Genomic DNA, 13532 nt, shown 5'->3' with positions numbered 1-13532 from the left:
CAAAGTCATTTCCAGTACCTTGATATTTGTAAAAAAGTATTTTCATAAAAATTTTGTTAATGCAAAAGTACAAATATTAATAAGATGTTAAACATTGTTAATCGAGCGTTAAACCAATTTTATATAAAATTATATATATGTAATTTTAACCTATTAATTATTTAAATGAAAAAAGAATGAAAAAATTCGGAAGTTTATTATTGCTATCCCTTATGAGTGGTGCTATTACATTGGGAGCTTATAAATTATTTTTTGATTCATCAAAAACTAATAGTATAACTCTAGCAGCGCCAAATTATGCAAAAAATGTTAGTTTAGGTGCAGAAAACATAGATTTTACTGCAGCCGCAGAAAGTACAGTTCATAGTGTCGTTCATGTTAAAAACATGACTACACAAAGAGTTTACAGTGATCCTTTTGCCTATATGTTTGGAAACGGAAGAGGTCAGACACAAGAACAATATCAAGTTGGAACTGGTTCTGGTGTTATCATTAGTGAAGACGGATTTATCGTTACAAACAATCACGTGATTCAAAACGCAAGTGAATTGGAAGTTACTTTAAACAACAACAAAACCTACAAAGCAAAATTAGTTGGTACTGATTCTAAAATGGATATTGCATTGTTAAAAATAGAATCTGATGAAAAATTGCCTTTTGCCGTTTTTGGAGATTCAGAAGAAATTAAAGTAGGCGAATGGGTTTTAGCCGTAGGAAATCCATACAACTTGACTTCTACAGTTACGGCTGGAATTGTTTCTGCAAAAGCACGAAATCTAGCTAATGATGGTATTCAGTCTTTTATTCAAACTGACGCCGCTGTAAACCCAGGAAATAGTGGTGGCGCTTTAGTAAACACTAGAGGAGAATTAATTGGAATCAATACTATGATTTCTTCTCCAACAGGAAGTTATACAGGGTATTCGTTTGCGGTTCCATCAAATTTAGCTCGAAAAATTGTTGAAGATTTAATGCAGTTTGGAAATGTTCAACGCGGTGTTTTAGGAATTGAAGGAAGAGAATTAAATACGAAATTTTCAGATGAATTAGGTATTAAACAAACTCAAGGTTTTTATATAGGTAAAGTGACTAAAAATTCAGGTGCAGAAAAAGCTGGAATCTCAATAGGTGATATTATTGTTCAATTAGACGATAAAAAAATCAATAGCTTTTCAGAATTAACTGCTTATGTAAACACAAAGCGTCCAGATGATGTCATTCAAGTAAATGTATTGCGTGATGGAAAACAAAAAACACTTCCCGTTAAATTGACAAAAAGAGAAATGCTTACTTATGAATTTAACGGAATTGAGTTTGAAGATATTGACGCAACAGATAAAAAACAGTTTAGAATAAGTGAAGGAATTAAAATTAAAAAAGTAAACAATCCAGAATATACTGAATATGGTGAAATTCTTGATGGAGCTATAGTCTTAAGTATTGATGGTCAAAAAATAAAAGATATGGAAACCGCTTCAAGTTATTTAGCTAAAAAAGAAAACCAAAAAGCTCGTTATCAAATAATCAGCAAAAACGGTCAGATGTATAGTATTATAATGTAATTCATTAATTATTCCATTTAGAAAACCAGTTCATTTAAAAAGAACTGGTTTTTTTATTAAAAAAACAAAGAAAAAGCTTTACGAAAACGTTTGAAATCTATATTTTTGCAGCAAATTTTAAACACACAACTTTTATTATTTACTTATGAGTAACAACAATTTATACGAAAAAGAGGTTTCTTTTCAGGCTGACAGAAGAAAAGCAGGTGTCGAATTCATTAAAATCATTAGTGATTTATGGTATGACAAATCTATCGAGTTAGTATTATTTAGAAATCAATTAATTGACAGAAACGTAAGTGCCATTATTAATTTACATGAATATGCTGGTGCATTTGTTCAAAAACCAATTAATATTTTTGATTCAGTTGAAATTGCTGAAGCCATAAACAGTTTAGATTTACCACCTTCAAAAATTGATATTGGTAAATTAACTTATGAATATCATTTAGAAGATGACAAATACAACGACGCAAAAGCCTTTGTGATTGATAAATTAAAAGACGCTAAAGCAACTTTAGAAATAAAACCAAAAGATGTAGTGCTTTATGGATTTGGTAGAATTGGTCGTTTGTTAGCTCGTGAAATGATGAGTAAAATAGGAAAAGGGCAACAATTACGCTTGCGTGCTATAGTAACAAGAGACAAAAGTGATGCAACTTTATTAGAAAAAAGAGCTTCATTATTAAGATATGATTCAGTTCATGGTGATTTTGAAGGGTCAGTTGAAGCTGATGTTGAAAACAATGCTTTAATAATCAACGGTACAACGGTACACATTATTACAGCAAATGGCCCAGAAGAAATTGATTATACAAAATATGGCATTGATGATGCTTTAGTTATAGATAACACTGGTGCTTTTACTACAGAAGAAGCATTAAAAAGACACATGATTTCAAAAGGAGTTAGTAAAGTTTTATTAACTGCTCCAGGGAAAGGTATTCCTAACATTGTTTATGGTGTAAATCATGAAGAATACAATCCAGATACAGTTGATATTTTCTCAGCTGCTTCTTGTACAACAAATGCAATTACTCCAATTCTAAAAGCTGTTGAAGATACTTTAGGTGTTGTAAAAGGGCATTTGGAAACTATTCATGCTTATACAAACGATCAAAATTTGGTTGATAATATGCACAACAAATATAGACGTGGAAGAGCTGCTGCTTTAAACATGGTAATTACAGAAACTGGTGCTGGTGCTGCTGTAGCAAAAGCACTACCTAATTTAGCTGGAAAACTTACTTCAAATGCAATTCGTGTTCCTGTTCCAAATGGTTCATTAGTAGTATTGAATTTAGAGGTTGGAAAAGAAACTTCAATAGAAGAAGTAAACAACATTATGAAAAAATATGCTCTTGAAGGTAAATTAGTAGAGCAAATTAAATATTCATTAAACAACGAGCTAGTATCATCTGATATTGTTGGAACTTCTGCTCCTTCAATTTTTGACAGTAATGCTACAATCGTTTCTGGAGATGGAAAAAATATAGTTTTATATGTTTGGTATGATAACGAATATGGTTATAGTCACCAAGTAATTCGTTTAGCAAAATACGTTTCAAAAGTAAGACGTTACACTTACTATTAGTAGTTAATTTTAATTCAAAACTAAAAATCCGTCCTAAGTTAGAACGGATTTTTTTTATTTTAATAAATCATCAATTGTTTTTCTTAAAGTCTCGGAATTCCAATTTGCAACTCCTTCGTGATTCATTACAATTCTTCCGGTTTTGCTTATTAAGTAAGACTTAGGTAATTTTTCAAAAACTAAAGGCCTTAAAGGAGTTGAACCAATATAATAATTTGGGAATACTAAGTTATTATCCTTGATATATTTTCTAACATTTGGCTGAGTATCATCTGTTATAAAATAAAACTCAACTTTTAATTTATAATCATCATACAATTGTTCCATAATCTTTATATCTGCTGAAACATCTTTATTTGTTGTATTCCAGTAATGAAGAAATACCACTTTATTTTGATTGGCATATAAATTAATTGTTCTTCCTGTGGATTCAATTAACCTTAAATCATAAGACGAGAGAACATCTTGTTTTTCAAATGGAATTAAAGTTGGTTCAGGAAAATTAGAATCTGAGTCCGAACAACTAAATAATCCAAAACAAATTAACAAAACAACTAAATACTTTTTCATTATAATTTTTATTTCAAAATTAGCAAAAAATATAAATATCTAAAACTAATACAGCTATAATAAAACAAAAGAGAAGAAAAAAACAAATTTCTCTTCTCTTTAAAATAATTACTTCAATGTTAACGCGAAACTGTACCTGTTGGCACTACCCCTAAATTTTGATTCATTGTAAGAACAGTATGAGTTGAAGCAGTTACTGGAACAGTATGAACTAATGGTTTTAAAGCAAAAGGCGCTGGACTATTATCTGGACTTGGCTCAACTGAAATTACAACTGTTTTTCCTAACAAGCTTATTGGAAAAGTAACACCTGCTGGAGCGTTAATTAAAAAATCTTCACCTGGAAAAGGTGGTGATGCACTTGCCCCACTAAATATTCCTGATGAATCCATTCCTGATGGAGTTAAAAATGTTCCTGTACTAATTGGAACTCCATTTACTACAGCCCATCCTTCATATTTCCAACCAGCTGGTAAAGTTGGTAAAGTTAAGCCAGCAACTGGAGAAGTTCCTGAATTGTCTAAAAACCAAATTCCACTATCTTCATTTGTCATGTCTGAATCTGTAGGAGTAGCCAAAATATATTTACCCATAGAAGAAGTAAAGTCAGTTCCTAAAGCAGCAGAATGTTGCAATGTTAACACTCCATTTGTTCCAGAAAAATCTCCTGCTAAAACATGAACATCACTTGGTGCTGGATCATCTCCAACAGCTGGTTCAATTGTTAAAACAAAAGTAGTGGCAGCATCTAATACTGACTTTAAAATCGGAAAAGATGTTTGAGAAAGAGTTCCTGTTGCATTTATACTAAATCTTCCTGTCGTTACAGGTAAACCGTCTACAATAATCCATCCTTCATAAACATAATCTGAACCTAAATCTTCTAAACCTGATAAGTTCAAGTCTAAATTTGAGTTTTGAGGTACTGAAACCGAATCGTCATCACTACACGATGTAGCGAAAAGGGCTAAACCCATCATAGTTAAAATTAATTTTTTCATAGCAATTGTTTTTTTGTTAATTTCAAAACTACAATTACCATAATATAATTTTTGTTAGCTATCTAACTAAGAAGGCTTTTTAAGAACAATTTCTTTTCTATCAAAGTCTAAATAATCTTCTTCTTTCAATTCGTTTAATAAAATATTTAACGTTGGTCGCGAAGTTCCAATTAAAGTTGCCATTTCTTTTTGAGTATAAGGTTGTCTAATTATCATATCACCTGTAACGACATTTTCATAACCAAAATCTTCACTTAACTCTTTTATGAATTCTTTTAATCTTGTTTTAGTGTCTTTAAACAAAAGCAATTGAAGTCTTCGTTCTAATTTTTTAAACCGAAATCCAATAAATTTATATATTTTGACACTAAATTCTTTATTTTCTCGAAGTAAATCTATCATCATCTCAGTAGTAATTGGACAAATTGAAGTTTCAGAATCAATAACCTGAGCGAATTCGTTTCTCTTTTCTTCTCCCAAAATGGCTTTCTCTCCAAATATTTCACCTTTCGATAAAATAGCCGTTATTATTTCTTCCCCTTCATCTGTAACATATCCAATTTTTACTTTTCCTGTCGTTATCAAGTAAATTTTATCCGCACTATCCTCTTCAAAATAAACAAAATCATTTTTTTTATAATGATCAAACTCATGAGAATCTTTATAATCCTTAAATTGGTGTGGACAAAGTATTGTAAATAAGTTTACATCATCTAAAAACCAAATTGTTTTCATAGGTTATTTTTTTATTGGTTTTAAAAAATATTTACTATACCGTTGGTGAATATCATATTAAATATTTTCGTTTTCAATCAAAGTTAAGAAATTAAAGAACATAAAAAAACTCCCTAACTTTTATTTAAGAAAGGGAGTTTTAAATTATTTGAATTATTTAAGCTAAACCAGCTGCAATTAAATTTAAAGCAGAACCAGCTTTGAACCATTCTATTTGGCCTTCGTTATAGGTATGATTTGCCATTATTGTATCTTTCGAACCATCAGCATGAACAAATTCTAGCGTTAATGGTTTTCCTGGAGCAAATGATGTTAAGTCTAAGAAGTTAATTGTATCATCTTCTTGAATTTTATCATAATCAGCTTCATTAGCAAACGTTAAACCTAACATCCCTTGTTTTTTAAGGTTAGTTTCGTGAATACGAGCAAATGATTTTACTAAAACCGCCTCAACACCTAAAAATCTTGGTTCCATAGCAGCATGTTCTCTTGAAGAACCTTCACCATAGTTATGATCTCCAACTACTATTGAAGGAACACCAGCTGCTTTGTATGCTCTTGCAGTAGCAGGAACAGTATCAAAACCACCTGTTAATTGATTTTTAACTTTATTTGTTGCTTGGCCAAATGCATTTACTGCACCAATCAACATATTGTTAGAAATATTATCTAAATGTCCACGGAAACGTAACCATGGTCCAGCCATAGAGATGTGATCTGTAGTACATTTACCAAATGCTTTTATTAATAATTTTGCACCTGTGATGTTTTTTCCATCCCAAGGAGTAAAAGGAGCTAATAATTGAAGTCTGTCTGAAGTTGGAGAAACAACTACTTGCACTTTACTTCCATCTTCTGCTGGAGCTTGAAAACCTGCATCTTCGACATCAAAACCTTTTTCAGGTAATTCATCTCCGTAAGGCGTTTTTAGCATTACTTCTTCTCCTTTATCATTGATTAAAGGATCCGTTAAAGGGTTAAAGTCTAATCTTCCTGAAAGTGCTAAAGCAGCAACCATTTCTGGTGAAGTAACAAAAGCATGTGTGTTTGGATTTCCATCAGCACGTTTAGAGAAATTTCTATTGAATGAATGAACAATAGTGTTTTTTTCTTCTTTGTTTGCACCTTCTCTATCCCATTGACCAATACATGGTCCACAAGCGTTTGTAAATACTTTCGTTCCAAGTTTTTCGAAAGTTGCTATAATTCCGTCTCTTTCAATTGTATATCTAATTTGTTCTGAACCTGGATTGATACCAAATTCAGCTTTTGGAGTAATATTGTTATCAATTGCTTGTTGAACAATTGAAGCAGCTCTAGACATATCTTCATAAGAAGAGTTTGTACAAGAACCAATTAATCCCCATTCTACTTTAATTGGCCAGCCATTAGCAGCAGCTTCTTTTTTCATTTGAGAAACTGGAGTTCCTCTATCTGGAGTAAATGGTCCGTTAATATAAGGCTCAAGTTCAGAAAGATTAATTTCGATAACTTGATCAAAGTAAGTTTCAGGATTTGCATAAACTGCTGCATCAGCAGTTAAATAATCTGCTACTGTATCAGCTGCAGCAACAACATCTTTACGACCAGTTGCGTTTAAATATCTTCTCATTGAATCATCGTATCCAAAAGTTGAAGTTGTAGCTCCAATTTCTGCACCCATGTTACAAATTGTTCCTTTACCAGTACAAGACATTGAAGTTGCTCCTTCACCAAAATATTCCACAATAGCACCTGTTCCACCTTTTACAGTCAGAATATCTGCTACTCTTAGGATAACATCTTTTGGTGCAGTCCAACCTGATAATTTACCAGTTAATTTAACTCCAATTAATTTTGGGAATTTTAATTCCCATGACATTCCTGACATTACATCTACTGCATCTGCTCCACCAACACCAATGGCTAACATACCTAGTCCACCAGCATTTACTGTATGTGAATCTGTACCAATCATCATTCCACCTGGAAATGCGTAATTTTCTAATACAATTTGGTGAATAATTCCAGAACCTGGTTTCCAAAAACCGATTCCATATTTATCTGAAACTGATGATAAGAAATCAAAAACTTCTTTTGATTGATCATTAGCTAATGCTAAATCTTTTTTAGCACCATCTTTTGCTAAAATTAAGTGATCACAGTGAACAGTCGTTGGAACTGCTACTGTTTTTTTGTTTGCATGCATAAATTGCAACAATGCCATTTGCGCTGTTGCATCTTGACAAGCTACTCTATCTGGAGCAAAATCAACATAATCTTTTCCTCTTGAAAAAGCTTGAGTTGGATTACCTTCCCATAAATGTGAGTATAAAATCTTTTCTGACAATGTAAGTGGACGACCAACTAGCTCACGAGCTTTATCAACTCTTTCTGCCATAGTTGCGTATACTTGTTTAATCATTTCTATATCAAATGCCATAGTATAAGTAAATTAATTAGATTGTTATTTTTAAGTGGAACAAATTTAATAAATCTTAATGAGAATTGAAAATTTTTAATAAAATCTTAATTTAGAAGAATTATTATTTGTCAACTGGTGTTTTTAATGAATATTTTTCAAAAAAATGGACTTAAATTTCGTTTTTACTGTTTTTCGCTTTAAAAAATATCAATTTAATAAAATCAACTAGTACTTTTTATTAATTTGACAATAAGCTAAAATTCAACCCCCATATGAAATTGAAAAAAAAACAAATAAAAAATAATTAAAATAAAAAAAGCTGTTTTAAAACAGCTTTTCTATGATCATTTCTTCAGTTATTCCTTCGGCATCAGCTTTATAATTTTTGACAATTCGATGTCTAAGAATTCCTTTTGCAACAGCTTTTACATCTTCTATATCTGGAGAATATTTACCCTTGAATGCCGCGTTTGCTTTTGCTGCTAAAATTAAATTTTGTGAGGCTCTTGGTCCTGCACCCCAATCTATATATGTTTTTACAAAATCAGTTGCTAAAGCATTGTCTGGTCTTGTTTTGCTAACTAAAGTAACAGCATATTCAATTACATTATCTGCAACAGGAATTTTACGAATTACATTTTGAAAATCAATAATTTCTTGAGCAGTAAACAATGAATTCACAACCGGTTTATGGTCAGAAGTTGTTGCCTTAACCACATCTATTTCTTCTTGAAAACTTGGATAATCTAATTTTATAGCAAACATAAAACGGTCTAATTGAGCTTCTGGCAAAGGATATGTTCCTTCTTGTTCAATAGGATTTTGAGTAGCTAAAACAAAATAAGGCAAATCTAATTTATAATTATGGCCCGCAACAGTAACAGAACGCTCTTGCATAGCTTCTAAAAGGGCAGCTTGTGTTTTTGGTGGCGTTCTATTGATCTCATCAGCTAGTATAATGTTTGAGAAAACTGGTCCTTTTATGAATTTAAACTGACGGTTTTCGTCTAATATTTCACTTCCTAATATATCTGAAGGCATTAAATCTGGTGTAAACTGAATTCTCTTGAAATTTAAACCCAATGCTTGTGATATTGTATTAACCATTAAAGTCTTTGCTAAACCAGGAACACCAACTAAAAGAGCATGCCCACCAGAAAAAATACTTAAAATTATTTGATTTACAACTTCATCTTGACCTATAATTACTTTGGCAACTTCGCTTTGAAGTTCAGCTTTTTTTTCAACCAATCGTTTTAATGCTGCAACGTCTGACATATAGTTTGTAGTTTTCTAATATTGTGTTTAAATCTCTAAAGTACAAAAAATTATTTAACCTCTTTCTTTAACCAATCACTTGCAAAAGTACAATCGCGATATTCACCATTAACTTTAATATAAGTTTGTGTGATTTTTTCTTTAGTCCATTTTCCAATAGTTGAAATTTGTTTGTCTTTTAAAGCAATGTCTTTAATTTTGATAAAATCTTTAGAAAAATCAGCAAGATGTTCTTGGGTTTTTTCGTTAACTGTAATTATTTTGAAAAATTTTCCTTCACCAGGTATTTCCTCTAGAATAACTCTTGAGATTTCATTTGTTTGCAATTCAGAAATTTCATTATACAAAGAAGGATCTAATTTAGTAAGTTCAAATTTAGCTTCTAAGGTTTTTGGATTTAAAACAATTCCTCCATTATTTCTAGTTTCTTTGTCTTCCGATAAAGATTTTGCTGCATCAGAAAATGTAAGTTCTTTGTTTAAAATTTTGGCTCTAATATTTTCTATTCTAGTTTTTGCTTCATCCAATGCCTCATCGCTAACTTTTGGAGACATTAAAATGTGTCTTAATTCTACTTCTTGACCTAAAATTTTCTCAACTTTAATAATATGATAGCCGTAAACTGTTTCAAAAGGTTCAGATATTTCACCTTCTTGTAAAGTAAAAGCAACATCCTTAAATTCTTTTACAAACTGCGTTTTTTTATTTATTTTATAATAACCTCCATTTGGAGCAGAAGCTCTGTCTTCTGTGTAAAGAACAGCTTTTGTAGTAAAACTTGATCCGTTTTCTAAAACATCTTGTTTAATTTCTTTTAGTTTCTTAATCACTTTCTGTTTTTCCTCTTCAGAAACAACTGGTTTAATCACTAATTGTGCAATTTCAACTTCGGAACCAATAGTAGGTATTTCATCTTTTGGAATTTTACTGAAAAAATTTCTTACTTCTTCTGGAGTGATTTCAATTTTATCAATTATTTTTCTGTTCATACCTTGAACAAGTTTGTTCATTTTAATAATATCAAAAAAGTAATTTTTAAAATCATCAACATTTTTTTTGTTGTAATATTTCACAACCTTATCAATTCCTCCAAGTTGCTCACTCATTACACTAATTTGTTCATCCATAAAACCTCTTACTTCTTCATCAGTAACAACTATACTATCTTCTACAGCATGGTGAGCGTAAAGTCTATCTTCTAAAAGCTTTCCTAATAATTCACATCTAGAAACATCTTTACTAGAAATCCCATTTGCTCTTAATTCAATAAGCATTAAATCAATATCAGAATCTAAAACAACATAGTCTCCTACAACTGCTGCAACTCCATCAATTTTTTGTTTTTTAGGCTGTGCTTGCAAAGTTGTTACAGCTAAAATAATAAGTACAAAAAGTGCTTTAAATTTACTTGTATATTTCATATTTCTTGTCTTTAAGAGCATCGGTCGTGATGTCTTTTTGATATTTATTTATTAATTCTGTTTTTCTTTTATTAAGGATAACTTTTTTTAAAGTTGGTTTTATGTATTGAAAAGGGGAAACTTGATTTTTTTCAATATAATTAGATGTTTTAATTAAATACATATCTGTTGAATCGGCAAATTTAACTGTTTTTCCTGCGATAATGTAATTTTCTTTATTTTCTACATTGATAACTGGAAGTTTTTCATAAACTTGATTCATATCTATCCAAATTGAGTCATTAAAAGCATAACTTTTAAATTCAATTGTACTTTTTCTTAGTGACTCTTTATTCTCCTTAGTTGCATTAACAAATTTATTTGAAAGCGCTGTAAGTTTAGGGTTACTTTTGTTAATTTGAATATAACTCATTTTAACAAGAGCTGCATTTGTTTTAAAATTTTCTTTATTTTTTTCGTAGTATTCCTTTAATTCATTTTCATTTACTACAGTATCAAACGATTTGTAAACCAATTGCTCAATATAGGCTTTAGTGTATAAATCTTTTTTGTATTGTTCTACTAGTCTGTTTAATTCAGTTTGTTTCTCGTCTGAAAGATTTAACTCTGCAGCATTGAATAATAATTTCTGAGAAGCCCATCGGTCAATAAAATCATTTACAATAATAATACTGTCTTTTTTTGAAGTTCCGGCTGGCACTAAATCTTTAATATCTTCCTTATAAAGATTTGAATTATTAACTCTTGCAATAGCAATATTATCTACCACATTCGTTCCTTTTTTACAAGAAACAAAAGCTGTAAGTAAAACTAAAAACAAGAATTTTAATTTCATACTTATTGTTTTAATTGATTTTTAACTTTTTGTAAAACATCTTTATCTACTTTAATGTTTACATTTTTTTTCAATTCTGATACCCAATTAACTTCTAAATATTGTTGGTAATCATTTATAATCCTTCCTCTTGCCTCTAAAAAGTCTTTTGGTTCTGAAGGCAAGACCGTTTTAGTATTTAAGAAGAAATAATAATCCCCTTCTTTTACTATTTTAGACAAACCTTTATCTAATGTACTATTTTTTGGCAGCGTTTTGTCATCTTCTTCATAAACCCCACTTTGAATCATAACATTTATTTTTCCTTCAGCATTTAACTTATTTTTAATGTATTCTGAATCTTTTCCTTTTTTAGCATATTTTAATGCTTTTTCTATATCCGATTTACTTGAAGAAGAATAAACTTCTGTTTCTACTCTTTTCTTCCATTTGTAATTTGCGATATGATCTAAATAAAATTGTTTTTGACCAATTGTATCCGATTTAGAGCGTTCCCAAATTTCTTTTTCCATTAAGTCAAACAACAATAAACCGTCTCTATATTCGTCCATTATATATTTAAACTCAGTAAACTCATTTTCTAAATGATCATCATAATAATCATTTAGTTTAACATCTACATATTGACCATACAAATAATCTACCAAACTATTGATTGGTTTAATCTGAAGATTTTGTTTTTGTTGTTCTTGAATATATTGTAAAAAAGAAGAAGCGTTTATTTTAGCATCATTATTAATTTCAACTAATTTTTTGTTATTAGCTTTTAAAACTTCTGGAGAAACTTCCCAAGTTTGCTTGTAGAAATTATCATTTACAAGTTTCTTTACAGCTTCTAATGCTTTTTTATCTGTTAAAACAGTATATTTTATCTTTAATTTATCTGTAAGAGAAGATGAAATTAATTTTGAACGATCGTCTCTTCTAATTTTATTTTCTAATTCATTTTTAGTTTCCTCATAAGTACTGACTGGATGTTTATCAATAAGTTTAACTATATGCCATCCAAATTGCGTCTTGAAAGGTTTTGAAACATCGTTATTGCCTTTTAATGAGAAAGCTACATCTTCAAATTCACTTGAACTTAATTGTCCTCTACCAAAACGTTGTAAAACACCACCTTTACTTGAAGATGATTTATCTTCAGAAAATTGTTGTGCTAGAGATTCGAATTTTTCCCCTTGTTGCAATTTTTGATAAATTTCCTCAATTGTGTTTTTAGATAAATCGTTTCCTTTTTCATCTTTTTTATCTAACACCATTATATGTGATACCGTAACTTCACCTTGGTTATCTCTTTGATCAACAACTTTAATTATATGATACCCAAAACGCGTTCTTGTAGGTTTTGATATTGTTCCTTTTCTTGTTTTAAATGCTGCACTTTCAAAAGGATAAACCATTCTAAATACAGAGAAATAACCTAAATCACCTTTATTGTCTTTTGCTGATGGATCTTGTGAATATTTTACGGCTGCATCTTCAAATGACATTCCTTTTTTGATTTCATCTACAACTTTAGCAGCTTCATTATAAGCTTTTAATGTATCAGCTGGCAACGCATTTTCATCTACTAAAATTAAAATATGTGAAGCTTTTATTTCCTTAAGGGAACGTTCATAAGCTTCTTCTGTTAAGGCTTTTGTGACTTTAGAATCACTTGTGTAATTTTTCGAAAGTTGTGTTCTATATGATTTTAACTCATTTTGATACTTTAAACTGTTTTGCAAACCTACTTTGTAAGCTTTATCAACTTTTAATTTGTATCCTAAAAACAAGTCAAAATACACATCAATATCTTTTTGCGAATCGTCTTTAACTAAATCTAAGTTTTTATTATAAACTCTGATAAATTCATCTGTATAATATGGCTTATCGTCAATTGAGAAAAGTACTTCTTTTTTTACTTCTTGCGAAAAAACATTGCTAAACTGCAATAGTAATAGTAATCCAAAAACAAATTTATTTTTCATATCCACTTTAAATAATTATCTTATTATTGTTACAATCAACAAAAATAATAATTCAAAGCTATTAATCAAGAATTACTTAATGTATTAACATAAAATTATAGCGAATAAAAAAACCATCTCAATAATGAGATGGTTTTTTTATGCTTTATCGTGATTTAT

Annotated in this window: 10 protein-coding genes; 2 read left to right on the top strand and 8 right to left on the bottom strand. The window is 30.1% G+C overall.

The genetic code is table 11. The features are described from left to right. The first annotated feature begins 176 nt into the window (after positions 1-176). Together AACZ53_RS09740 and AACZ53_RS09735 are read left to right on the top strand one after the other, a co-directional pair. Positions 177-1562 (top strand): Do family serine endopeptidase, encoded by a 1386-nt coding sequence (locus AACZ53_RS09740; protein WP_339837683.1) that lies wholly within the window; start codon positions 177-179, stop codon positions 1560-1562. 145 nt (positions 1563-1707) lie between these two features. Next, positions 1708-3156 carry a glyceraldehyde-3-phosphate dehydrogenase gene (locus AACZ53_RS09735; RefSeq protein ID WP_339837681.1) on the top strand — a complete coding sequence of 483 codons (1449 nt, stop codon included), beginning with the start codon at positions 1708-1710 and terminating at the stop codon, positions 3154-3156. Positions 3157-3210: 54 nt separating this feature from the next. Here the strand turns inward: AACZ53_RS09735 and AACZ53_RS09730 are convergent, their stop codons facing one another. The 8 genes from AACZ53_RS09730 to AACZ53_RS09695 all read right to left on the bottom strand — a co-directional run bounded on the left by AACZ53_RS09730 (position 3211) and on the right by AACZ53_RS09695 (position 13373). After that, the gene (locus tag AACZ53_RS09730; protein WP_339837678.1) at positions 3211-3726 is read right to left on the bottom strand and encodes a hypothetical protein; all 516 of its coding nucleotides are present in this window, start codon (positions 3724-3726) and stop codon (positions 3211-3213) included. A gap of 119 nt (positions 3727-3845) precedes the next feature. Continuing rightward, the gene (locus AACZ53_RS09725) at positions 3846-4727 is read right to left on the bottom strand and encodes an anti-sigma factor (protein WP_339837675.1); all 882 of its coding nucleotides are present in this window, start codon (positions 4725-4727) and stop codon (positions 3846-3848) included. Between the two features lie 66 nt (positions 4728-4793). Continuing rightward, positions 4794-5462: a Crp/Fnr family transcriptional regulator gene (locus AACZ53_RS09720; RefSeq protein ID WP_339837672.1), complete on the bottom strand. Its 669-nt coding sequence runs from the start codon at positions 5460-5462 to the stop codon at positions 4794-4796. A 157-nt stretch (positions 5463-5619) separates the two neighbouring features. Next, complete coding sequence (locus tag AACZ53_RS09715; RefSeq protein ID WP_339837669.1) at positions 5620-7884, bottom strand: aconitate hydratase; 2265 nt, start codon at positions 7882-7884, stop codon at positions 5620-5622. Between the two features lie 306 nt (positions 7885-8190). Beyond that, complete coding sequence (locus AACZ53_RS09710) at positions 8191-9144, bottom strand: MoxR family ATPase (RefSeq protein ID WP_339837666.1); 954 nt, start codon at positions 9142-9144, stop codon at positions 8191-8193. A 50-nt stretch (positions 9145-9194) separates the two neighbouring features. After that, entirely contained in the window at positions 9195-10565 is a 1371-nt protein-coding gene (locus AACZ53_RS09705) for a peptidylprolyl isomerase (RefSeq protein ID WP_339837663.1), read from the bottom strand. After that, positions 10549-11400 carry a hypothetical protein gene (locus AACZ53_RS09700; RefSeq protein WP_339837660.1) on the bottom strand — a complete coding sequence of 284 codons (852 nt, stop codon included), beginning with the start codon at positions 11398-11400 and terminating at the stop codon, positions 10549-10551. Before AACZ53_RS09700 ends, AACZ53_RS09705 begins: the two co-directional genes overlap by 17 nt. Positions 11401-11402: 2 nt before the next feature. Beyond that, positions 11403-13373 carry a peptidylprolyl isomerase gene (locus AACZ53_RS09695; RefSeq protein WP_339837657.1) on the bottom strand — a complete coding sequence of 657 codons (1971 nt, stop codon included), beginning with the start codon at positions 13371-13373 and terminating at the stop codon, positions 11403-11405. Positions 13374-13532: the final 159 nt, after the last annotated feature.

It is taken from the genome of uncultured Flavobacterium sp., from assembly GCF_963975005.1.
Taxonomy (GTDB): domain Bacteria; phylum Bacteroidota; class Bacteroidia; order Flavobacteriales; family Flavobacteriaceae; genus Flavobacterium.
Note: the sequence above shows the minus strand (reverse complement) of the source record. Positions and strands in the feature narration are given on the sequence as shown.

Coding starts and splice junctions, on each gene's coding strand:
- AACZ53_RS09710 (WP_339837666.1), bottom strand. CDS start 9,144: ATGTCAGACGTTGCAGCATTAAAACGATTGGTTGAAAAAAAAGCTGAA.
- AACZ53_RS09735 (WP_339837681.1), top strand. CDS start 1,708: ATGAGTAACAACAATTTATACGAAAAAGAGGTTTCTTTTCAGGCTGAC.
- AACZ53_RS09705 (WP_339837663.1), bottom strand. CDS start 10,565: ATGAAATATACAAGTAAATTTAAAGCACTTTTTGTACTTATTATTTTA.
- AACZ53_RS09720 (WP_339837672.1), bottom strand. CDS start 5,462: ATGAAAACAATTTGGTTTTTAGATGATGTAAACTTATTTACAATACTT.
- AACZ53_RS09695 (WP_339837657.1), bottom strand. CDS start 13,373: ATGAAAAATAAATTTGTTTTTGGATTACTATTACTATTGCAGTTTAGC.
- AACZ53_RS09725 (WP_339837675.1), bottom strand. CDS start 4,727: ATGAAAAAATTAATTTTAACTATGATGGGTTTAGCCCTTTTCGCTACA.
- AACZ53_RS09740 (WP_339837683.1), top strand. CDS start 177: ATGAAAAAATTCGGAAGTTTATTATTGCTATCCCTTATGAGTGGTGCT.
- AACZ53_RS09730 (WP_339837678.1), bottom strand. CDS start 3,726: ATGAAAAAGTATTTAGTTGTTTTGTTAATTTGTTTTGGATTATTTAGT.
- AACZ53_RS09715 (WP_339837669.1), bottom strand. CDS start 7,884: ATGGCATTTGATATAGAAATGATTAAACAAGTATACGCAACTATGGCA.
- AACZ53_RS09700 (WP_339837660.1), bottom strand. CDS start 11,400: ATGAAATTAAAATTCTTGTTTTTAGTTTTACTTACAGCTTTTGTTTCT.